This is a genomic window from Pseudomonas sp. FSL W5-0299 (assembly GCF_005930655.1).
Lineage (GTDB): Bacteria > Pseudomonadota > Gammaproteobacteria > Pseudomonadales > Pseudomonadaceae > Aquipseudomonas > Aquipseudomonas mandelii.
In genome coordinates, this window is the sequence record NZ_RXHX01000005.1 from 147,126 (window position 1) to 170,023 (window position 22,898).

Sequence of the window (22,898 nt, forward strand, 5' to 3'; positions counted from 1 at the left end):
GAGTCTAGGGAGCGGTTTTGCCATCGTAAAATCACAAAAACAATGGGGCGGTATCGGTTATTCAAATACCGGTATGCACACTGTTCTTCACGCTGTTGTAGATAAAGCCGGTTACCGGTCTGGTGTCATTTTCACCTTGTTTCTGGCTTGATATCCCCACAGAAAATATCCACGTTGCCATCGGCCGGTGTGGTCCTTACCACTAAGTAATATCCACCAGAAAGCAGCTCTGACAGCGCCACTGGCGCACTTCGTGAATAGGTCCAGCCGCGCGTTGCAGAAATGCGATTGGTGTTGATCCGGTCATTCATTGCATAGGCGACAGACCCGGGCCGCTCGCAGCTGCCTTTGTTGATAAACGTGTAGAGATTCAAGGGCCGAAGAGTGCCGCTTGGAACTCCACTGACGACAAAGGAAAACGCTGTCTCATTGCCCTGAACGGCCAGCGTTGTATTGGCGATCTGACCGCCGTTGCGTGGTGTAGCGTTCAAGGGAACAGTCACTGTCTGGCTTGATGAAGTCGTACAGCCGACGATTATCGCAGCGGCTAGGAGTGCCGCTGTCTGGGTTCCCGATTTCATGGTCACCTCCTGTACTCAAAAAAGCACAATCCAGGGCCTTTGAGTATAGGTCGGGAGTATTTGACCAATACCAAAATGCATTTCAGCAATACTCCCAATCGTTGTCTCAAACCTCCCCGTCCCGTCTACTTCAGTCCATACCGAAAGCCCACGGATCAGCGCTCATTGGCGCGGTCCAGACGGCCCAACGCTTCGGCTGCCAACAACAATAAAAAAGTAATGGGAGTGTTGATGATCGACGCAAAGCTAAAGCCGTTAAGCCTGGCTGTCTGGTTCAGCGTGACCGGGTGTGCCTTGACTGTTGGCGCTGTGCAGGCCGCCGAGTTTGATACCGGCAATCCGGACTGGACCGCGCGCTGGGACAACACCGTGCGCTACAACCTCGGGATCCGGGCCGAGGGGCGCGACTCCGCGTTGGCCAACAACGCCAGCTACGACGAGTCCGATGCCAAGTTTGATCGCGGCGATGTGGTGACCAATCGGGTCGATTTGATGAGCGAAATGGAGGTCGCGTACAAGCAGTACAACGGCTTTCGCATCAGTGGCGCTGGCTGGTACGACCAGGCATATGAAAACACTGATGTCGAAACCAGCCCCGGCAATGTTTACTACCCAGGCGCGTTTCCCGGTACCAGCACGCCGAGCTACAACAACGGCAAATACTCCAGCTTCACCAAGCGTTACCACCGCGGACCCAGCGGCGAGTTGCTGGACGCCTTTGCGTTTACCCGCTTCGACCTGGGTGAGATTCCGGTCAGCGTGCGTGCCGGCCGGCATACCGTGTACTGGGGCAACGGCCTGCTGATTGCCGGGCATGCGGTGTCCTACTCGCAAGCACCGTTGGATGGGCGCAAGGCGGTGAGCAACCCCGGTACCGAGACCCGTGAAATCTTCCTGCCGCTGGCGCAGATTTCAACCCAGGCTCAGGTCACCGACAAGTTGTCGCTGGCAGCGCAATACTTCTTCGAATGGGACACCACGCGCGCGCCTGAAGGCGGTACCTATCTGGCCTCCGCCGACGTCGCCCTGGAAGGGCCGGACCGTTTGCCGTTGTTCAGCGGTGTTTCGCGGCCTTTGATTGATCCGGTCAAACCCAAGGACAGGGGCAACTGGGGCGTGATGGGCACCTACAGCTTCGACTTCCTGCATTCGGAGGTCAGCGCGTTCTATCGCGAGTTCGATGACTACAACCCGTGGGGCCTGCAAGTGGCGCCGACCTTCGCCCGTTACGTGTACGCCGAGAACGTCAAGCTCTATGGCCTGGGTTACTCCGCAGGCCCGGTGTTGGGGGGCGGCTCCCTTGGCGTAGACCTGTCGTATCGCCAGAACACCTCGCTGGTCTCCAGCAACATCAGCACTGCCGACAATCAGGGTGCTCGCGGTGACACCTGGCACATGGTGGTCAACGGCCTGTGGCTGCTACCGCGCACCGATTACTTCGACACCGGCAGCCTGATCACCGAAATGGCGTTCAGTCATGTGCAACGGGTGACCAAGCACGAGGAACTGTTCAAAGGTGAAGGCTATGGCGGCTGCCCGGAGGGGCAGGACAAGCACTACGGCTGCGCCACCAAGAACTATGTCGGTCTGGCCGTCAGTTTTGCGCCGCAATGGCTGGGGGTGTTTCCCGGCTGGAATATTTCCACTCCCATGAGTGTGGATTACGGCGTAAACGGCAATGCCGCCACGGGCGGTGGCAACGAAGGGAAATACACCTGGAAAGCGGGTGTGAAGGGCACCTACGACGAGCGCGTCGACGTGACTCTGTCGTACATCGGCTACGGCAGCGAACGCAAATATGCAGACGTCGCCGGCGTCGGAAAAACCGTCGTCGGGGGCACCGGCGACGTCGGCCTGACCGACCGCAACTGGGTCTCGCTGACCCTCAGCACTGCGTTCTGAGCCGCGCCTGAACTGCAATGCAGTGATCACCGGACTCGGCGATCACCCATCTGAATGGAGAACGTTATGACGGTTAATGCATATGCGATGGGCCTTGTAGCCATTGCTTTGGCGGGGTCGGCTGTGGCCGATGAGGGCGCTACCACCGCCGACCTGGGCGGCAAGCTGACGACCTTTGGCGCGATTGTGGCGGGTAACGCGGCAGGCACTATTCCGCCCTACGACGGTGGCCTGAAAGTGCCCGCAGGGCTGGTGCCGGGCGACGGCAACTGGCCCAACCCGTTTGCCAATGAAAAACCCCGCTTGCGCATTACGGCGGCCAACGCCGACCAGTACGCCGACCAATTGGCGGCCGGGCAGCTGCAACTGCTCAAGCAGAACCCCGACACCTATTACCTTGAGGTGTACCCCACCCACAGGACGGCAACCTTTCCGGCGAATTTCCTGGCAGCCACCCAGCGCAACGCCAGCCGCAAGGACTGCAAAACCGAGAACGACGGGCTGTCGATCAGCGAAGGGTGCCGGGGCGGCCTGCCATTCCCGCTGCCGCGAGATGGCCGGGAATTGATGTGGAACTACATCCTCAACTATCAGGGCGTGAATGGCTGGGACTGGAACCACAGTGCCTACGTGGTCAATGAAGGCCACGCGACGCTAACCAACACCAATCGGTCCACCGGCGAAAAACCCTTCTACCAGATGGATGTTCCCGGGCGTGATCCGAAAATCGCCCAGCGTATCTGGTCGCGCATCGTCGCGCCGGCCCGTACGGCCGGGCAGGCATCCGGGTATTGGGACTATCTCGACCCGGTCTCCGACTCGCGCTACGCCTGGAGCTACAGCACCGGCCAGCGCCGCGTGCGCAAGGCTCCGGAATTCAACTACGACACCCCCAACTCGGCGTTCGGCGGGGTGGCGTTCTACGACGAAATCTTCCTGTTCTCCGGAAAGATGGACCGTTTCGACTGGAAGCTGGTGGGCAAAAAGGAAATGTTCATCCCCTACAGCAACTACACGCTGAAATGGGGTTGCGACATGGACAAAAAACTCATGCCCAAACACATCAATCCCGCGTGTGAGCGCTGGGAACTGCACCGTGTCTGGGTGGTGGAAGCGACCCGCAAGGACGGCGTCCGCCACGCGCAGAAAAAACGTCGCTACTACATCGACGAGGACACCTTTGGTGCTGCGGTCTACGACGCCTGGGACGACAGCGGCGCGCTGTTCCGTACCGGCTCGCAATACAACATCGAGGCCTATGGCATTCCCAATAACCCGCAACAGGATTCCTACTCGTTGTACGACTTCACCCGTGACCAGTACGGCATGTTCGGCAACGGCTCGACGCGCTACCGCCAGGAACCGGTCGCCGAGCGTGAAGCCAATCCGCAGACCATCGCCGGTGGCCAGACCCGCTGACCTCATGCTCCTTTTCGGCGCTCGTCACGGGCGCCGATTTTTTTATCCGTCCCGAGACCCTTTTATGAGCGAGATTGTGCAACGTTTAGACGGCAAGGTCTGCGTGATCACCGGCGCCGGCAGTGGCATCGGCCGCGCCTCGGCACTGCGTTTTGCCCGGGAGGGCGCCACGGTAGTGGTCACCGACCTTTTCGTCGAATCGGCGCAGGCCGTGGCAGCTGAAATAGGTGCCAAGGCAATGGCCATGCAAGTGGATGTTGGTGAGGAAGACGCCTTGCGGCAGATGGTCGAGCAGACCGTCGAGACCTTCGGTCGTATCGACGTGTTGTTCAATAACGCCGTGTACAGAAACCCGGCCACCACCCGCGATATCGACTTCATCAACTTCAACACCGAGCTGTTCCACAACTGCATGCGCGTCAACGTGTTGGGCGGCGTGTTGGCGTGCAAATACGCCTTGCCGCACATGCTCGCCCAGGGCAGCGGTTCGATTCTGTTCACCTCGTCCACCAGCTCGATTGCCGGCGAAATTTCTCAGTTCAGCTACGGCGCCTCCAAGGCCGCGCTCAACTGGTACGTGCAAAGCATTGCCGCCACCTTTGGCAAACGCGGCATTCGTTGCAACGGCATCCTGCCGGGAGTGATTCGCACGCCAGCCATGGAAAGTTGGGCCAACGAGGCGATGAAGTCGGCCTTTCTCGACCTGCAAAACGTACCGCAACTGGGCGAGCCGGAAGACATCGCCGCCATGGCCGCTTTCCTCGCCAGCGACGACGCCGCCTATGTCAACGGCACGCTGATGCGCGTGGACGGCGGTATGAGTTGCGGCACACCGATGGTGCCGGTGGTGCGCAACTTCCTGCTGCCCCAAACCTCGGTCTGATCCCGATCCATTCACTGCACTGGAGCCCGTTTTATGGCACTCGAACAGGAACGCTTCATCCTCGACATGCTGGCCGCCTGGGGCGATGGCAGCGACGGCAGCCGCCCCGATATCGAACGCATCATGGCCACCTTCGCCGACGACGCCGTCTGGCAACTGTGGGTGCCCGGTGGTCCTGTGATCCGGGGGCGCGACGCGTTACGCCGGGAGATAGAGCGACAGATGAGTTATGTCACGCATAACCGTTGCACCACGCGCCACATCGTCTCTTCGGAGCGCGTGGTGATGACCGAACGCGACGATTACTGCGTCAGCAACGGCGTCCCCATGCCGCACTCGATGGTGGCGGTGTATGAGCTGGACGAACACGGACTGATCTGTGCCTGGCGCGAGTACCTGGACACCGCCGACCTGGCGAAGAAAAAGGGCGTGCCGCTGGAGCAGGTAGGCGGGCCGAACGCTGGTAGCACCAGCACCCATTGAGAGCGGCGCTGAACATCAGCGCCTGAGGAAGACCCCGTATGCCAACAACAATAAATGCGACTGTTGATCCGGTCGAAGAAAAGCTGCGCACCTTTGTCGAAGGGCTGCTGGGCGGGAACATCACGGCCATGCAACGCCTGCTGCGCTGGCGTCCGGCGTGGAACCTTGAACTGCAACGCGATGGCGAAACCCTTCAATTGCATATTCGTGGCGAGCGAGGTGGTGATGTCAGCCCATTCCCAGATCTGCGCCGGGAGGCGGATATTCTCACCTTGCTCGGCCAGCAAGGTGTGCCGGTGCCGCGTATCTACGGCTTCTGCGAAGACCCGCAAGCCATCGTGATGGAGTTAGTGCCGGGCAGTCGTGATGTCAGCACGGCGACCAGTGATGCCGAGCGCCATGCTGTCGCACGCCAGTGGGTCTACGCCATGGCGCGCATGCACCAACTGCCGTTGCAACCCTTCATTGAGCAGGGCATTCATCTGCCGACCAGTGCCGAGGACATCACCCTCGCAGGCCTAGAGGCTTATTACCCGCTGTATGCGCGCAATAAAACCAGGCCTCAGCCGCTGGCTGAATTCGCCCTCGGCTGGTTGCGCCGCAATGTGCCGCAGCACCGTACCCGGCCTGCTTTCGTGCAGTACGATTCAGGGCAATATCTGTTCGAGAACGGACAGGTACAGGGTCTCTACGATTTCGAATTTGCCATGATCGGCGATCCCTTGGCCGACCTGGCGTCGGCGCGCATGCGTGACAATTACGAGCCGCTCGGGGACAGCTTCGCGGCCCTGTATCGCTACTATCAGCAAGTAACCGGCGAACCGGCGGACCCCGATGTGGTGCGTTACCACACGGCACTGTTTGCCACCGTCAGCACGATGCAGTTCTCGGCGTCGGTGGCCACGCCACAACCGGGCGACCCACATGACACCTACACCGAGTTTGACATCGCCCTGCGCCGGGTGGTGGTGCATGCGCTGGCCGAAGCCATGGGTGTGCCTCTGCAAACGCCGAAACTGGACATGGTCAGCAGCGGCCCGAATGCCCAGTTGCTGACCATGCTCGCCGATGCCCTGGCGCAGGTGGAGGTCGGCAGTGACTTCCAGAAAACCAAGCTGAGCGCGGTGAGCAAACTGGTGGAGTACCTGGGCCGTGGCGATGCCATGGAATTGCACTTGCGCGAGCTGGAACAGCAGGAGGCGCAAGTCCTGCTGGACCGCACGTTCAACGATTACAGCGAGATTGACACAGCGCTGGAAGCCTTCGTCAACAGCGCCGGGCCGGAATACGACGAACCCTTGCTGCGCCTGTTCATGGCGCAAATCGAACGACGTGTTCTGGTCTACGGCAGCACCGCCATTGGCGCCTCCGCCAGCCACATCGACCTGCCACCCGTCGCCTGACAGGGTGAAACCTTTCTCGCCCGGTGGCTGGTCGCCGGGCCTTCGTTTTCGGAGTGCTTATGTCTGTTTCTGATAATGCCTTCCTGCATCGCTATGGTCCGTGGGCGGTGATTGCCGGTGCCTCCCATGGAGTGGGCGCGGCGTTTGCCCGTGCCCTCGCCGAGCGTGGCCTCAACTGCGTGCTGGTGGCGCGCCGTGGCGACGCCCTGGCGCAATTGAAAGGCGAATTAGAGCAACGTTACGCCATCGAAGTGCTGGTGGTAATCCAGGACCTTTCTCAGCCCGATACCTGTGAGCGATTGCTCGCGGCTGTCGGTGAACGTCAAGTTGGTCTGTTTATCTACAACGCGGGTGGCGACCCCTACATCACGCGCTTCCTCGATACCTCGACCGAGAACTGGGGCGCGTTGCTGCGCCTCAACTGCTTGACTGTGATGCAATGCAGCCATGCCTTTGGTGCCGCGATGCTGGAGCGCGGGCAGGGCGGCTTGCTGCTGGTCGGTTCCCAGGCTGCATTGGGGGGCATTCGCAAACTGGCGATGTACACCGCCACCAAAGGGTTTGCGCTGAACCTCGGTGAGTCGTTATGGGCGGAGTGGAAAGACCGTGGCGTCGATGTGCTCAACCTGCTCATCGGCACTGTCGACACACCCACCATGCGCGATGCCATGGTCAAACTGAATATTCCCGACGCCCTGACCATGGCCTTGCCCAAGGCTGAAGACCTGGCGCTTCTGGCGCTTGAGCAATTGGGTAATGGCCCGACGCTGATTCACCCCGAAGACACCCTTGTCCAGGTCGCCAATGCACCTGGCCCGGCACGCCGTGCCCAGGTGCTGAGCAAGAGCGCGCAAGCGGCTGTGTTTATCGGTAACGACTGAGGTCACACACCATGAAAGGCTTTGATAACGCAGAATTCAAACGCGGCTGGCGAGTGCTGATTCTGGCGCTGGTGGGCGTTGCCACCAGTTCCAGTTCGTTGTTGCTGTACAGCTTCAGCTCCATGGTGATTCCGCTGGAACAGGCCATGGGCTGGGGCAGGGCGGAGTTGCAGGCGGCAATCACCGCACTGTCGCTGGGCACCATCGTCGCATCGCAATTGGCTGGCTGGCTCAACTCGCGCTACGGCTTGCGCCGGGTCACGTTGCTGTCGCTGCTGGCGTTGTCCCTGAGTGTCTTCACCCTGACCTGTATCAATGGCTCGATCTGGACCCTCTACCTTGGCTTTTTCCTGGTGCCGCTAGCCGGGCTGGGGACGTTGCAGGTGACCTGGTCGCACCTTGTGAACTTGTGGTTCCAGGAAAACCGTGGTCTGGCGCTGGCGATCATCCTCAGTGGCTCCGGACTGGCGGCCATCATGCTGCCGCTGATCACCGCCTGGACGATCAGCCGGTGGAATTGGCAGGCGGGATTCCTCGCGCTGGGTGTATTGCCGGTGCTGCTGGCGTTGCCCTTGGCCTTACGCTGGTTGTTGCCGACCGCCAATGTCAGCCACAACTCGACGCGACTCCCCGCCACCAGTGAACAAACCGGCGGGCTACTGCTGCGCGAGGCAATGCGCTCTTGGCGTTTCTGGGTGTGCAACCTGTCGATGACGTTGGTTGTGTCGTGCGTGGTGGGCATGGTCACCAACATCGTCCCGTTGCTGCAGGATCGTGGCCTGAGTGCCCTGCAGGCCAGCCAGATTTTCGCCAGCTTCGGCGTGTCGCTGATTCTTGGCCGGCTGCTGGTGGGCTACCTGATCGACCGGTTGTGGGCGCCCGGTGTCGCCTCTCTGGCGCTGCTGATGCCGGCATTTGCCTGTGGCATTTTTGCCTATGGGGATTCCAGTATTGCGATGTACACCCTCGCCACGTTGCTGGTGGGTGTGGGTGCGGGTGCCGAGTTCGATATCGCTGCTTTCCTGATCGCCCGCTACTTCGGCATGCGCGACTACGGCCGCTTGTTTGGCGCGCACCTGGGCTTGATTACCGCAGGTGCGGCTATCTCGCCGTTACTGTTCGCCGGGTTGTTCAAGCTCACCGGTGGCTACTCGGCCATGCTGCTGTTCAGTTTTATCTGCTTTGTCGTCGGCCCCTTGCTACTCCTGACGTTGGGTGGGTATCCGCGATATCAGTCCGAGCCATTAGTGGCCAGTTAGAGAAGCTGCCGAAGTAAATATAGACAAATAACAGAATAATGTTCAATTATTGCCTCAAGTGCAGCCTGACAATAAAACAGACAAGGAGAATGCCATGCGTGCAGCAATCATTTCCGAGCGCAATGCGCCGCCGGTAGTGGGTGAGTTTCGTGATCCGCAACTGCAAGACGGCTCGGTGTTGATCGATGTCGATACCGCTGGCCTTGGCGGCTGGGATGTACTCGGCGCCTACCGTCTGGGTGTTGAATATCCCTGTGTCATTCGCGGCGAAGGCGTCGGCCGTGCGCCGGATGGCCGCCGGGTGTATTTCGGCGAACGCTCGGTGTTGCCGTTTGGTGCGTGGGCAGAGCGCACCCTGGTGCCGCAAGCCGAAGTATGGAATGTGCCGGACGACGTGGACGATAAAACCGCGATCAGCATGGGCATTGCCGCGACCGGCGCCATCGTGCCCCTGGAAAAAGCCGCGATTCAGAAGGGCGAGAAAGTGCTGATCCTGGGCGCCACCGGCACTCTCGGCCAGATCGCCCTGCAACTGGCGCGCGGTCTGGGTGCGGGCAAGGTGGTCGGTGCTGCCCGGTCCGCTGAAGCACTGGGCCGGTTGAAATCGCGAGGCCTTGCCGATGAAGTGGTGACCCTGGGTGGCAGCGATGATGTCGCTGCGCTCAAGGATGCGGCCGATGGCGGATTTGATGTGGTGCTCGACCTCGTGTGCGGTCAACCGATGTTGACGTCCCTGAAAGCCACCAATTGGGGAGCGCGGATCATGACCATTGGCACGGGGGCTGGGCGTCAGCTCAATCTGGATATTGCCGATCTGTTGTTTCGCAACTTGTCGTGCATTGGCACTGGCCAGCGCCCGCCCGCAGACCGTGAACAGATCTGGCTGCGTCTGCTGAAGATCGCCAAGGAGCAGCAGATTCAGGTGGATTACCTGGATTTTACCCTCGATCAGGCGGCCGAAGCCTGGGCCGCGCAGGTCAATGGGCCACACGCCAAAATCACCGCCACGATTCGTCGTTGAAGCCGCGAGCGTTAGAAGGCGCCCTTGTCAGGGTGCCTTCTAACGCTGACGCTGGTGGCGAAATTCCTCGGGTGTGACACCGAGCTCTTTACGGAAGGCCGCACTGAAAGCGGCGGCATTGTTGAAGCCGGCCTGATAGGCCACTTGTTTGATCAGCAACCGTGGGTCAGCCAACAGCGCCACGGCTTTTTGCAAGCGGGTATGCGCGGCGTACTGGCGCAAGGTCATGCCCGTTGTGTTTTTGCAGCGACTGGACAGGGTCCGCAACGGCAGTTCGCAGGCCCGCGCCAAGTGGCCCAGAGAGCGGCCTTCGTCACTTGCGCTGTCGAGCAGTTCCCGCAGGATGTTGAGTTGCCGGGGGCTGAGTTTTTCAGCGTTGAGTGAGTCACTGCCGGACTCGTTGGGCGCGTCGATAAATTCGCGGCGCAGGTCCAGGGCAATGCTGGTGAGCAGGCACTCGGTGTGCAGTTCGCTGGCGAAGCCGGGGTTGGCGACTTCTTCGGCCAGCCGTTGCAGTGAGGCATGCAAGTAACCGCTTTGCAGGTTGAGCATGGCTGCGCTGACGTTGTCCTGCCAGTTCCAGCGATAGCTGCCGAGGACGCCGAGTGATGAGGGATCGAACAGACACACGAGGGCCTTTTGCTCACCGGCATCGTGGCGCAGGTGGAATTCGGTGCCATGGGGAATGAACAACAGCTTGCCCAGAGGCTGGAATTGAGGCACGCCGTGGCTGGAAAAACCGCCGCAGTTAGGCTTGATCTGCGAACTGGCAGGCAGCATCAGACGTAACAGGCAACTGTCGCCGGTTTCGATCAAGGCTGTGCCGGTGTTGGACCATTGCGCATGTTCAACCCGGATGTCGAAGCCTTGCCTGGCCAATGAAGCTTCGGTCAGGAAATTACCCGACGCTTCACAGTCGTACTCGCTGTAGTGGATCGCGTTCATTTTTCAACCTTCAGCCATTTTTATTATTGGCGCTGAAATTCGAAGGATAACGATACGTCAGGGCAGCTACCCGGTCTCGAGTGTAACCAGCGTGAGGACCGAGCTGTTTCATATATTCAGGCGCCAGGTATCAGAAAATCAGATGACAAAAGGCAAAGATATTTCGATGCGTCAACTGCGCTATTTCGTTGCCGCCGCCGACGCCGGGCAGTTTTCCCAGGCGGCACTGAAGGCGCATGTCTCGCAATCGGCGATTACTGCAGCGGTGTTGCATCTGGAGCAGTCGATGGGCGTCAGCCTGTTCGACCGCTTGCCCCATGGCGTGACGCTGACTGCTGAAGGCAATAAGTTTTCCCAGCATGCACGGCACATTCTCGACACCCTGCAGGACGCCCTCAGTGAACCGCTGTTCCTTGGCCATGCGATGCAGGGCACCGTGCGTGTCGGTGCCTCCTACACTGTGCTGGGCTATTTTCTGCCAGCGCTGCTGGCACGCTTCAAGCGTAGCTATCCTCAGGTAGAGATCGACCTGATCGACATGGACCGCCAAAGCATTGAAGCAGCCCTGAGCAATGGCGACCTCGACGTGGGCCTGGCGATTGTCTCCAACACGCCGAACTTGCACGGTTTTTCTCACCATGTGCTGATTCGTTCGCGCCGCCAACTCTGGTTGGCCAGTCAGCACCCATTGATGTCTGCCACCTCGATCAATCTCGAAGACGTCGCCGAGCATGCCTATATCCTGGCCACGGTCGATGAGGGGGAGACCTCGACCATGCGCTATTGGGAATCCCGCGGACTGGCACCCAAGGTGGCTTTTCGTACCTCATCCATGGAGGCATTGCGCGGGCTTGTGGGGCATGGATTCGGCGTGACCATTCTCTCGGACATGCTGTACCGGGCCTGGTCTCTGGAAGGCAAGAAGATTGAAATCCGGCCGCTGGTGGATGTGATTCCACCCATGGAACTGGGGCTGATCTGGCTGCCGGATAACTGTTTGTCGGCACCGGCCCAGGCATTCCGACAGTTTCTGATCATGGCCTGCGCCTCTTGATCCCGCTACTGGCGCACGTTGTTGTCAGGCGGCCAGGTGCCGTTGTTCATCAGGCTGTCGAAGGTTTCGGTCATTTCCCGCGCCGGGTTCGGATAGTCGTGGCGCACCCACCACAACCACAGCCCCACCAAGGCACCGACGAAACAGCGCACGGCGGCCTCGCCACGCAGTTGATCGATTTGGTACAGGCCCTGTTTCCGGTAGTGTTCCCGGACCTGGATGATCAAGATATTTTCCAGGTGCGCGAGAATCACGTTCTGTCCCGGGCCGCTGAAGAACGCCGTCGTCAGTGCCGCATGACGTTCGGTGGCGCTGAACAGCCAGGCCGAAACATCCAGCAGGACACGGCGGTCGCCATCGACTTCGGTGACCTTGGTCGAGGGAACGCCAATGGCTTCGTACCCGGCGACGATCAGATCCTCCTTGTCACGAAAGTGCGCGTAGAAGGTGGAGCGCGCGACCCCTGTACTGTCCAGTAATTGCTGGACCGTAATTCCTTCGTAGCCCTTTTCCAGCGCCAGGCGATACATGTGGTCCAGCAGCAATTCCCGGGTGCGTTGGGAACGTAAGGCGTGGCGTTGACTGGCGTGATTTTTATCGGCTGTTTGCACGGAAGCTAGGTGAGACATTCTGAACCTCGGCAGCGCTTTTTATTGGTTTCATGGCGTCGGGTACAACGGCTTCCCGGCGGTGATGGGCACACAATGACAGAGGATGTTTTGCACCAGCAGGGTTAGTTTTAGAACATTTTCAGTGAAAGTGTTAATTAATTCCGTTTGTGCCGTACAGATTTGCGCTTCTGTTCGTTGTGGCTTTGTTCCTGCGGCCTTACCGTTTCTCCAGTCCGATAGAGACCTGGAGAACAATAATGAATAACGCTCCTGAAACGCCTGCACCTGTTCCTGCGCACATTCCCAAGCACCTTGTCCGCGATTTCGATCTATGGGCAGAGCTCACCGCCCAGGCTGAAAATGCTTACACCTGGGCCGCCGAACTGCACCAGACGACCCCACCGATTTTCTGGATTCCACGTCTAGGCTTTTTACCCGGCACTTGGGTACCTCGGCGTGCCGAGGACCTGCGGCGCATTTTGCAAGACCCTCAGACCTTCAGCAGTGTCGGCTTGACACCCTACGCGATGTTGCTCGGGGAAAGCTGGCGCCTGGCGCCACTGGAAATCGATCCACCTGAACACGCCAAATATCGCGCATTGCTCAACCCGCTGTTCACACCGAAAAAGGTTGAGGCGCTGGAGCAGAACATTCGCCAGTTGGCCAACCAGCTGATTGACGAGGTGCAAGCCGACGGTCGTTGCGATTTCAACGAAGCGTTCGCCAAACCGTTTCCCACGTTGATCTTCTTGACCCTGATGGGCTGGCCGCTGGAAGACCGGCCATTGTTCCAGCACTGGACGCAGACGCTGATCAAAAGCGTCGACCTGCAAACGGTGACCGACAACGCGCGGGCGATCACCGCCTGGATCCGCAACCACATCGCCGAGCGTCGTGCCGATCCCGGTGATGACTTCACCAGCTATCTGCTGAACAGTCAGATCGACGGTCGGCCGCTGACGGACGATGAAATGCTCGGCATCAACTTCCTGATATTCATTGCCGGCCTGGATACGGTGACCTCTTGCCTGGGGCTATTTTTCCGGCATCTTGCGCGCAATCCGGAGCAGCAAACCCAACTGAGGGCCACCCCCGAGCTGATTGGCGATGCGGTGGAAGAACTGCTGCGCTCGTACTCGATCGTCAATATGCGCCGCACGGTCACCTGCGACGTGCAGATCGGCGAGGTCATGATGAAGAAGGGCGACATGGTGCTGATCAGCACCGAGCTGGCCAATCTCGATCCCGAAGTGTTCGAAGAGGCTGACAAAGTCGACTTCCAGCGCAGTACCGGTGCGTCTCCGCACATGGCGTTTTCCTATGGTGTGCACCGTTGCGTCGGCTCGCACCTGGCGCGCCGTGAACTTCGGATTGCCCTGGAGTTGTGGTTGCAACGGCTGCCGCCCCTGCGCATCGCTGACGACACCACGCCCAAATTCAACGCCTTTGGCGTATTTGGCATGGAAGACCTGCACCTGCAATGGGACCAGCCGGGTACCACGGCAACCGCCTCGAACAAACAGGCAGCCAACGCATGAAAGTGTTGATCAACCAATCCGGCTGCGTAGGTCATGCCCGCTGCAACAACGTCGCGCCCGCGCTCTATCCACTCGATGACAACGGCTACATCGCCAGCAGCGGCTTCAGTGTGCCGATTGGGCAAGAGGGGCTGGCAAAACGCGGTGCCCGTGCCTGCCCGGAACGGGTCATCGAGGTTCGCGATACATCCGACGAACACCGGTGAGTACCGCCCTGGAGATGGAAGGCTTACAGCAACCAGCGAAAGTAGAACCACAATGAGCAAAACCTACGACTACATCATTATCGGTGCGGGGTCATCCGGCTGCGTCCTGGCCAATCGCTTGTCTGCCGACTCGACCGTTTCGGTGCTGCTGATCGAGAGCGGACCGGATCACACCAGCCCGTTGATTGCCATGCCCCGTGGCATTGGCAAACTGCTCAGCCCTGGCAATCCGCATGTGTGGAGCTACAAGGCCGCACGCGGCGAGGGTATGACCGACGAGCAATGGCTCAAGGGCAAAACAATCGGCGGCTCCAGTTCGGTCAACGGCATGGTCTATGTGCGCGGAGCGCCAGCCGACTATGACCATTGGGAAGCGCAAGGCTGCGCGGGCTGGGGCTGGAAAGACATGGGCCGGCAGTTTGTCGCCCTCGAAGACCACCAGTTGGGCAAGAGCCAATGGCGCGGAGTCGGTGGCCCGCTCAAAGTCACCGTGCACCCGTCGGGCCACGCCCTGTGCGATGCCGTCATCAACGCGGCCGGTGAGCTGGGTGTGGCGCGTACTGAAGACACTAATCATATCGACTCGGTCACCCAGGGTGGCTTTGGCTATCAGCCGCAAACCACTTGGAAAGGCCAGCGATTCAGCGCAGCTAAAGCCTTTCTCGACCCGGTGCGTACACGCCCGAACTTGACGGTTATGACCAGCACGGATGTGCAACGCATCGAGTTCAGCAATCACCGTGCCTGTGCCGTGCTGGTCAACAACAATGCCGGCAAGGGACGCTTCGACGTGCGGCGCGAGGTGTTGTTGTGCGCCGGTGCCATTGAATCGCCGAAGCTCTTGCAACTGTCTGGCATCGGCCCGGCCGCATTGTTGAATTCGCTGGGTATCAGTGTGCTGCACGACGCCCCCGAGGTCGGGCGCAACCTGCGTGAGCACGTGTACATGGCCATGCAGTACCGGGTCACCCGTGGCAGCTTCAATCACTGCTTCCATGGGATTGGGTTACTCGGTGCAGTGGCCCAATACTTTTTGCGCAAGAAGGGACCGATGACCCATGCCGCCCACGAGGCCGGTGGTTTCATCAAGACGCGCCCGGAGCTGGATCGTCCGGACGCGCAAATCGGCGTCAGCCTCTATTCCATGGACGGCGACGGCAACAAAGTCGAAATCGACAAGCAGCCCGGCCTGACCATCGGTGGCTATTTCCTGCGTCCGCAGAGCCAGGGTGAGGTGCGCATTCAATCGGCGGACGCCACGGTTCCACCCCGGATCAACGCCAATTACTTGAGCGCCGAGATCGATCGTACCTCCGCGATTGCCTTGTTTCGCTGGTTCCGCCGTCTGGCTGCACAGCCGGTGCTCAAGCCATTCATTGTCGGCGAGCTGACACCGGGGCCGAAGGTAGAAAGCGACGCGCAAATTCTTGCCGCGTTCCGCCGCTTCGGCCAGACCGCCTATCACGTTTCCGGGACCTGTCGCATGGGGGCCGACAGCGCGTCGGTGCTCGACCCCGAACTGCGAGTGCGTGGCGTCGAGGGGCTGCGTGTGGTCGACACCTCGGTGATGCCGTGCCTGGTTTCTGGCAACACCAATGCCCCAGCCATGGCCATTGCCATGCGCGCTGCAGAAATTATCACCGGCAAAGTCTCAGGAGATCCAACACCATGAGAGTTCCCTTTACCCAGCTGGACAAGCTGTACATCGATGGTGCGTGGGTGGGTGTCAACGGTCCGCGCGAAGCGGTGCTCAACCCGGCCACCGAAGCGGTCATCGGTCATGCACCGAGCGGTGATCTGCACAGCGCCGACGCGGCCATTGCCGCTGCTCGCAACGCCTTTGATAACGGCCCTTGGCCGTGGTTGAGCATGGCCGAACGAGTCGGGTACATGCGGCGGATGCACGCCGCTTTGGTGGCCAAAAGGGAGCAGCTTGCCGCGCTGATCATCGCTGAAGTCGGTTGCTCGCAAGGCGTGACTTACGCCATGCAGGTGGACATGCCGCTGGGCCATGTGCTGACCGCGATCGAGCAGTCTCTGCACAGTGACAGCCTGCAGATTCCGGTGCAGGCCAATCCCAATTCGTTCAACCCGACCGGGCCGATGATCCTCGGCAGCGGCACGGTGGAGCGTGAGGCGATTGGGGTGGTGGCCGGTATCACCGGCTACAACTTTCCGTTTCTGCTCAATCTGGCCAAGGTGTTTCCAGCCTTGCTGGCCGGCAACACCCTGGTGCTCAAGCCTTCGCCATTTACCCCGTACTCGGCGCTGTTGTTCGGTCAGATCGCTGAAGAAATCGGCCTGCCCAAGGGCGTACTCAACATTGTCACCGGCGGTATTGAAGTGGGCAGCCTGCTGAGCAGCGACCCGCGGGTGGACATGGTCTCGTTCACCGGTTCGGAAACGGTGGGCATGAGCATCATGAGTCAAGCGGCGCCGACCCTGAAGCGCGTGCATCTGGAACTGGGTGGCAAATCGGCATTGATCGTGCGCGCCGATGCCGACATTCAGGCCACCGCCCTGGGGGCCGTCGCCGGGCTGGCGGTCAACGCGGGGCAGGGCTGTGCGTTGCTTACGCGCTTCGTGGTGCATCACTCGGTACGTGAGCAATTCGTGCAATGCGCCAAAGCCATTTCCGGGCAGTGGAAGGTCGGTGACCCGGCGGACCCCAGCGTGATGATGGGCCCGCTGATCCGCGAGTCCCAGCGCGCCAAGGTCGAGCATTTCATCGCCAGCGGCCGCGACGCCGGGGCCACGCTGGTGTGTGGTGGGGGGCGGCCTGCGCACCTGAGCCAGGGCTTCTTCAGCGACATCACCCTGTTCGATGACGTGCGCAACGACATGCTGATTGCCCAAGAGGAAATCTTCGGGCCGGTGGGGGTGGTGATCGGTTTCGACAGCGATGACGAAGCCGTGGCCATCGCCAATGATTCGCGCTTTGGCCTCAACGCTGCCGTGGCCTCGGCCGATGCCGCCACCGCCTACGCCCTGGCCAGACGCATTCGTGCGGGCAGCGTGTACCTCAATGGCGGCAGCGGCAGCCTGCCTTATGCGCCGATTGGCGGCTTCAAACGTTCAGGCCTGGGCCGCGAATTCGGGCCGAACTGGCTTAAAGAGTTCACCCAGGAAAAATCCATCATTTACCCCATCGGGCGCTAGCCATGACGCCCTGCGGCCGGGGTGCAGCCAAAACGACTGACAATAAAAACAAAAGGTGGTTTGCATGAAAAAGATGAGTAAACAGGGGCGCATGCGAGCCCAGCGGGCGATGGTACTGCTGGCGGTCGGGGAAATGGCGTTGGGTTACGGTGGTGCGGTGCTGGCGGCGCCGATCGAACTGTCCAACCCGGACTTTCACCTGCGTTGGGACAACACCCTGCGCTACAACCTGGGGATGCGCATGGAGGACCAGGACCGGCGCATCATGAACAACCCCAACTACGATGAATCCGACGGCAAGTTCGACAAGGGCGACATCGTCACCAACCGCATCGACTTGCTCACCGAACTCGATTTTGCCTACCGCAAGGACTGGGGAGCGCGGCTCAGCGCTGCCGGCTGGTATGACCAGGCGTACCACGATAACGATGTGCGCAGTCATGTTGCCGGCTTCCAGACCAGCTACGACAACGATCACTACAGCTCTGAAGTGAAGCGCTACGTCGAAGGGCCGTCGGGGGAAATTCTCGATGCCTTTGTCTGGAAGAACCTGCGCCTGGGCGATGCTTCGGTGAACGTCAAGATCGGCCGCCATACCAATTACTGGGGCGAGGGATTGCTATTCGGCGCCCATGCGATTTCCTATTCGCAAGCACCACTTGATGGGGCCAAGGCGGTGACCAGTCCCGGTATCGAAACCAAGGAAGTGTTCTTGCCCATCGGGCAGATTTCCGTCAAGGCCCAGGCCACCGACAACCTGACCCTGGCCGCGCAGTATTTCTACGAATGGGATTACACCCGTATCCCGTACGGCGGCACCTACTTCGGCGCGGCGGACCCGTTTTTCGAAGGCCCGGACCGCTTGCCGGTAGCCCCGGGTTTTTCCTTTAACCGGGAGAAATCGAAATACGGTCGCGACTCCGCCAACTGGGGTCTGATGGCCAAGTACGACGTTGAAGCAATTCAATCGACGTTGGGCGCGTATTACCGCCAGTTCGATGACTACCAACCCTGGCTGGCGCCAGAAGTCTCGGCCGCTACCGGCAGCTACCGTCTGGTGTACCCACGCAGCGTCAAACTGGTCGGCTTGAGTTTGTCGACTGTGCTCGACACGGTGTCGATCGGAAGCGAGATTTCGTATCGCAAGGGCGGTGCGTTGAATGCGGTCGGCGTCGATCCTTCTGACAACGAAGGGCCGCGTGGCGATACGTTCCACTTCGTCGCCAACGCCGTGTATGGCGTGCCGCGTAACTTTATCGCCAACAACGCCACGCTGATCGGCGAGTTCGCCTACAGCCACCTGCGCAAAGTAACCGAGCACGAAGAACTTTACCTGGGTGAGAACAGCAGCAACTGTGTCGATCCACGAGTCGGCACGCCCGGTTCAGGGGACAAACGCGACGGCTGTTCGACCCGAGATTACGCGGCCATCGCGGTCAATTACACACCGCAATACCTGTCGGTATTTCCGTCTTGGGACATGACCGTGCCGCTGACCGTCAATTATGGCCTGTCGGGCAACGCCGCCAGCGCCGGCGGTGGTAACGAAGGCGCGTTGACCTGGTCTGCCGGCGTGCAGCTGACGTATGCCCAGCGTTACGAATTTGGCTTGCGTTACTCCGACACCGACGCCCAATCGAAGCACATTCCCGGGGACACCGTCGGGGGTAACGGCGCCGTAGGCGGAACCGACCGTGGCTGGCTGGCCTTTACCTTCAAAACCTCCATCTAAAAAAGCCAAGAAGCGGAGTACCTGTTTATGAAAGGACAATTTCCATGGGCGGTGGCGCTGTTGAGCATTGCCACCGCCAGCCTGGCTGCGGCACCGGCCGACCAGGTTGCACAAATCGGTAAAACCCTGACGCCATTCGGTGCGATTATCGCGGGCAATGCCGATGGCAGCATTCCTCCGTACACGGGTGGCCTGACGCAGAGTCCGCCTGGCTTCAAGCCCGACAGCGGCTTCTGGGCCGACCCCTTCAAGGATGAAAAACCGCTGCTGCGGATCAACTCGAAAAACATGGAGCAGTACGCCGACCGCTTGAGCGGCGGGCAAAAAATGCTGCTGAGTAAATTTCCCGGCTACTACCTGGATATTTACCCGACCCACCGCACCGCGGCGTACCCGCAAGCGTTGCTCGATGCCTCGCAGCGCAACGCCAGCAACTGCCGCACGACCAAGGACAACCTCGCGGTCGATCCGGCGTGCCGAGGAGGGCTGCCGTTCCCGCTGCCGCAAAACGGCAATGAAGTCATCTGGAATCAGCAACTGCGCTACAAGGGCACGGGTTACACCACCACGGCATCGTCCAACAGTTGGGTAGTAGATTCCCAGGGTTCGGTGACCAAGACCGCCGAGTCCGCGACCATGGAAGAGGCGCCGTACTACCAGACTCAACAGGCCGATCGCGATCCGCAGTTGTACTACCGCGCCTGGGCACTGGACAGTTACCCGGCTCGCAGCGCCGGGCAACTGATCATCCTCGCCGACTACCTCGACCCGCAAAGCCAGCCACGGCGTGCCTGGAGCTACACCCCAGGGATGCGCCGCATCAAGTTGGCGCCGGAGTTCGCCTACGACACGCCGGTGCCCAACCAGGGCGGTGTGAACCTGTTCGACGAATTGCAGATGTTCTCCGGTAGCCAGGACCGTTTCGACTACAAACTGGTGGGCCGCAAGGAGATGTACATTCCGTACAACGCCTACAAGTTCTACTTCAGTTGCGGCCAGGAAGAACAGTTCAAGCCGCATCATGCCAACCCGGCTTGCGAGCGCTGGGAACTGCACCGGGTGTGGGTGGTGGAAGCGACTCTGAAACCGGGCAAACGCCACGTCTACAGCAAGCGCACCTACTACCTCGACGAAGACACCTTTGGTGCCGGCCTTTATGACGCCTGGGACCAGGGCGGGGTGCTGTATCGCGCGCTGTTCCAGAGCGGCGTGCAGCTGTACGACAAAAACCTGCCGTACACGGTGAAAAACGTCAGTTATGACTTCAACAAAGGCATGTGGTCATTGCTCAACGATGGCCTCAAGGGCGGGTATCGGGTGCACGATGCGCCGCTATCGGAGCGCGACATGAAACCTGAGTCGATTGTTTCCCAGGAGACCCAACGCTGATTTCATCGAGTGGACACGCATTTGCGGCCTGAGAGGGCCGCTTTTTTTTGTGCGGATTTTATAAAAAGGTAGCCCTGCGACTCATATTTAAATGAACACATATTAGAAATGTGTTTATATTATTGGAGGTGCAGTTATCCCTTAAATTGATCCGAATGCCCTGCGAGCGGGTCGTTCGGTCTGCTGGCTAATTACAACAAGGAGAACGCCATGCTGATTGATGTCCACGCCCACTTGCTGACTGAGGGCATGCTGAACCGCCACGAGTTCTGGGGGCCATTCATGAAAGTGCAGGGGCTGACCGTGGGGCATTTTTCCCTCGGCACCAAGCAACCGGCCAAAGCCGCGACGGATGCCGAAGCGCAGGCCAATATCCTCGCGCGTATGAGCCACGCCAGCCGTCGCAAGCTAATGGCCGAGCGGGGTGTCGACAAACTGGTGATGTCCACGCCGTCTCACTGTTTTATGTATTGGGCGGGTGATTTCGCCAATGAATACGCGCGCATTTGCAACGACGAGTTGTCGGCATTTTGCCGGGCTGATCCCGACCACTTCGATTTCTGGTGCCACGCCAACCTTGCGGACCCGCAAAACGCTGCGAAGGAAATTGAACGCGCGGTGACTCAGTTGGGCGCCAAGGGTGTGTGCGTCGGCGGGGCCAACTTCAATGGTCTGGAGGCTCACGACGAACGCCTGTTCCCCGTCTGGGAAAAACTCACCCAGCTGGATGTACCGATCATGGTGCATGGCTTCAACCAGTCGATTTACTGGGGCGAAAAACACACCGACGACAAGTTCGAAACCACCTCCATCGTCGGTGACTGCGTCGATGAAACGCTGTTCTTCTGGTACCTGATCTGCGGCGGCGCACTGGATGTTTTCCCGACGTTGAAAACCTACATCACCCACGCCGGTGGCATGGCGGTATTCCAGTTGGGACGCCTGAGCGAACTGAACCGGGCCATGGCACCGGACTCGCGCAACCAGCGACCGTTGATGGATTACCTGCAGAACTTTTACTTCGACCTTGACGTTCATGCGCCCGGCTTGCGCCGCGGTGTCGCCGAGGTGGTCGGCGCGGAGCGTCTGTTGTACGGCACCAACTTTGGTGGTGCGTATGACCATGGCGATCTGACCGAAGGCATCGGCTTGTCCGCTGAAGACCGCGAGCGGATTCGCAGCGGTAACGCGATCGAACTGCTCAAGCTGAAGGTGCCGGCCAACGCTGGTCGGGTGCTGACGCTGTGACTGATAGCTCGCTGGGGCGGCCCTACCCGCAGCGCAGCGGACGGTTGCCACGGCACCTGAGCGAGATCACCGCAGCCTGGCTAACTCAGCTATTGCAGCCGCGTTATCCGGGCATCCAGGTGCTGGCGTTGACGGCAGTGGAAGTTCGAAACGGTCACACCACCAAATTCCGCGTCAGGCTTGAGTTGAATGAGGTCGGTCAGCGCGCGGGGATTCCTGCGCACGTGTGCCTGAAGTCGAATTGGTCCGAGGGTTTCGAGAGCGGCGATATCTGTGAGCTGGAAGCGCGCTTTTATCATTTGGCGCGCGGCTGGTCCGATGCGCCACTGCCAGACACCTATCTCACCGACTGGGACGCCGATGGCGGCGGTCGAGGCGTGGTGATGATGGAAGACCTTGGCCTGGCCGCCGGGAAATTTGGCCATAGCACCGATCACCTGGGCGTGGACGGCGTCGCCGGGGGGCTGGAATCACTGGCGACGTTGCATGCTGCCACCTGGAACAGTCCGCAGCTACGGGGCCAGGGCTGGCTGCCGGTGTCGATGGCCAACCCGGTGGACAGCGACGGACTCTTGCGCATGTACAACTACATCAAGGTCAATCTGCGCAACCCGGAGTACCAGCGGTTGTTGCCGAAATGGATGTACGAGACGCCAGATCTGTTCAGCCATGCCTTCGACGAATTGGGAGCCTTCGAACGGGAGCAGACTTCACCCAGCTGTCTGATCCATGGCGACTCGCACCAGGGCAACAGCTTTTTACGCAGTGACGGTCAACGTATCTGGCTGGACTGGCAACTCGCCAGGTATGGCCGGCCATGGCGCGATGTCGCGTACTTCATGCTGGGTGCGTTGACCGTGGCGGAGCGCCGTGCCGATGCGCAGCGTTTGCTCAGCGTGTACCGCGAAAAACTGATCAGCCTCGGTGCCGAAGGCGTGCTCGACCAGGACGCGGCGTGGGAACAATTGCGGCGTTGGCCGGTTTGGGGGATGCAGACCTGGATGTCGAATATGGATGAATGGGGGCAGGCAGGGCTGCCGATGGTGGAACGTTTTTTCGCCGCTGCTGAAGATTTCGATACCCTGCACTTGCTGACTCACGGTCGTAAGCCACGCCGGACGCCGATACTGGGGCAGGGCGCGCGGCCATTGACACAGGCCTATCAGCACCTGTTGGAGAATTGA

General features: G+C 60.0%; 20 protein-coding genes. 17 read left to right on the forward strand and 3 right to left on the reverse strand.

The annotated features are described in order from the left end of the window. Positions 1 to 131: 131 nt before the first annotated feature. A complete protein-coding gene (locus FHL16_RS09330; RefSeq protein WP_077748068.1) occupies positions 132 to 581 on the reverse strand; it encodes a hypothetical protein in 450 nt (149 codons plus the stop codon). Between the two features lie 231 nt (positions 582 to 812). Between FHL16_RS09330 and FHL16_RS09335 the strand changes: the two genes are divergently transcribed. The 8 genes from FHL16_RS09335 to FHL16_RS09370 all read left to right on the forward strand — a co-directional run bounded on the left by FHL16_RS09335 (position 813) and on the right by FHL16_RS09370 (position 9,832). Then, positions 813 to 2,483 (forward strand): DUF1302 domain-containing protein, encoded by a 1,671-nt coding sequence (locus FHL16_RS09335; protein ID WP_138739027.1) that lies wholly within the window; start codon positions 813 to 815, stop codon positions 2,481 to 2,483. A 66-nt stretch (positions 2,484 to 2,549) separates the two neighbouring features. Continuing rightward, positions 2,550 to 3,902 (forward strand): DUF1329 domain-containing protein, encoded by a 1,353-nt coding sequence (locus tag FHL16_RS09340; RefSeq protein ID WP_077748069.1) that lies wholly within the window; start codon positions 2,550 to 2,552, stop codon positions 3,900 to 3,902. Between the two features lie 64 nt (positions 3,903 to 3,966). Further along, entirely contained in the window at positions 3,967 to 4,785 is an 819-nt protein-coding gene (locus FHL16_RS09345; protein WP_077748070.1) for an SDR family NAD(P)-dependent oxidoreductase, read from the forward strand. A gap of 33 nt (positions 4,786 to 4,818) precedes the next feature. Then, complete coding sequence (locus FHL16_RS09350) at positions 4,819 to 5,268, forward strand: nuclear transport factor 2 family protein (RefSeq protein WP_020300831.1); 450 nt, start codon at positions 4,819 to 4,821, stop codon at positions 5,266 to 5,268. 38 nt (positions 5,269 to 5,306) lie between these two features. Next, positions 5,307 to 6,671 (forward strand): phosphotransferase family protein, encoded by a 1,365-nt coding sequence (locus FHL16_RS09355; protein ID WP_077748071.1) that lies wholly within the window; start codon positions 5,307 to 5,309, stop codon positions 6,669 to 6,671. Positions 6,672 to 6,730: 59 nt separating this feature from the next. Beyond that, positions 6,731 to 7,552 (forward strand): SDR family NAD(P)-dependent oxidoreductase, encoded by an 822-nt coding sequence (locus FHL16_RS09360; RefSeq protein ID WP_077748072.1) that lies wholly within the window; start codon positions 6,731 to 6,733, stop codon positions 7,550 to 7,552. A gap of 11 nt (positions 7,553 to 7,563) precedes the next feature. Beyond that, positions 7,564 to 8,811, forward strand: a complete 1,248-nt coding sequence (locus FHL16_RS09365) for an MFS transporter (protein WP_077748073.1) — start codon at positions 7,564 to 7,566, stop codon at positions 8,809 to 8,811. A 94-nt stretch (positions 8,812 to 8,905) separates the two neighbouring features. Beyond that, on the forward strand, positions 8,906 to 9,832 hold the full coding sequence (locus tag FHL16_RS09370) for a quinone oxidoreductase family protein (protein WP_077748074.1): 927 nt from the start codon (positions 8,906 to 8,908) through the stop codon (positions 9,830 to 9,832). Positions 9,833 to 9,871: 39 nt separating this feature from the next. Here the strand turns inward: FHL16_RS09370 and FHL16_RS09375 are convergent, their stop codons facing one another. Continuing rightward, positions 9,872 to 10,777: a helix-turn-helix domain-containing protein gene (locus FHL16_RS09375; RefSeq protein ID WP_077748075.1), complete on the reverse strand. Its 906-nt coding sequence runs from the start codon at positions 10,775 to 10,777 to the stop codon at positions 9,872 to 9,874. Between the two features lie 142 nt (positions 10,778 to 10,919). On the opposite strand from FHL16_RS09375, the gene FHL16_RS09380 reads away from it, so the two are divergent. Then, positions 10,920 to 11,831 (forward strand): LysR family transcriptional regulator, encoded by a 912-nt coding sequence (locus FHL16_RS09380; protein WP_077748076.1) that lies wholly within the window; start codon positions 10,920 to 10,922, stop codon positions 11,829 to 11,831. 5 nt (positions 11,832 to 11,836) lie between these two features. Here FHL16_RS09380 and FHL16_RS09385 read toward each other — a convergent pair whose 3' ends face one another. Beyond that, on the reverse strand, positions 11,837 to 12,460 hold the full coding sequence (locus FHL16_RS09385) for a TetR/AcrR family transcriptional regulator (protein WP_032904483.1): 624 nt from the start codon (positions 12,458 to 12,460) through the stop codon (positions 11,837 to 11,839). A gap of 239 nt (positions 12,461 to 12,699) precedes the next feature. Between FHL16_RS09385 and FHL16_RS09390 the strand changes: the two genes are divergently transcribed. The 8 genes from FHL16_RS09390 to FHL16_RS09425 all read left to right on the forward strand — a co-directional run bounded on the left by FHL16_RS09390 (position 12,700) and on the right by FHL16_RS09425 (position 22,898). After that, a complete protein-coding gene (locus tag FHL16_RS09390; protein WP_077748077.1) occupies positions 12,700 to 13,980 on the forward strand; it encodes a cytochrome P450 in 1,281 nt (426 codons plus the stop codon). Continuing rightward, positions 13,977 to 14,186 (forward strand): ferredoxin, encoded by a 210-nt coding sequence (locus FHL16_RS09395; protein WP_077748078.1) that lies wholly within the window; start codon positions 13,977 to 13,979, stop codon positions 14,184 to 14,186. Before FHL16_RS09390 ends, FHL16_RS09395 begins: the two co-directional genes overlap by 4 nt. 52 nt (positions 14,187 to 14,238) lie before the next feature. Then, on the forward strand, positions 14,239 to 15,858 hold the full coding sequence (locus tag FHL16_RS09400) for a GMC family oxidoreductase (RefSeq protein ID WP_077748079.1): 1,620 nt from the start codon (positions 14,239 to 14,241) through the stop codon (positions 15,856 to 15,858). Next, a complete protein-coding gene (locus FHL16_RS09405; RefSeq protein WP_077748080.1) occupies positions 15,855 to 17,345 on the forward strand; it encodes an aldehyde dehydrogenase family protein in 1,491 nt (496 codons plus the stop codon). The genes FHL16_RS09400 and FHL16_RS09405 overlap by 4 nt, the downstream gene beginning before the upstream one ends. A gap of 64 nt (positions 17,346 to 17,409) precedes the next feature. Next, positions 17,410 to 19,077, forward strand: coding sequence for a DUF1302 domain-containing protein (locus tag FHL16_RS09410; protein WP_047531047.1), 1,668 nt, complete (start codon positions 17,410 to 17,412; stop codon positions 19,075 to 19,077). A gap of 27 nt (positions 19,078 to 19,104) precedes the next feature. Next, the gene (locus FHL16_RS09415) at positions 19,105 to 20,466 is read left to right on the forward strand and encodes a DUF1329 domain-containing protein (RefSeq protein WP_047531045.1); all 1,362 of its coding nucleotides are present in this window, start codon (positions 19,105 to 19,107) and stop codon (positions 20,464 to 20,466) included. 210 nt (positions 20,467 to 20,676) lie between these two features. After that, entirely contained in the window at positions 20,677 to 21,714 is a 1,038-nt protein-coding gene (locus tag FHL16_RS09420) for an amidohydrolase family protein (protein WP_077748081.1), read from the forward strand. Beyond that, positions 21,711 to 22,898: a phosphotransferase gene (locus tag FHL16_RS09425; RefSeq protein WP_238706162.1), complete on the forward strand. Its 1,188-nt coding sequence runs from the start codon at positions 21,711 to 21,713 to the stop codon at positions 22,896 to 22,898. The genes FHL16_RS09420 and FHL16_RS09425 overlap by 4 nt, the downstream gene beginning before the upstream one ends.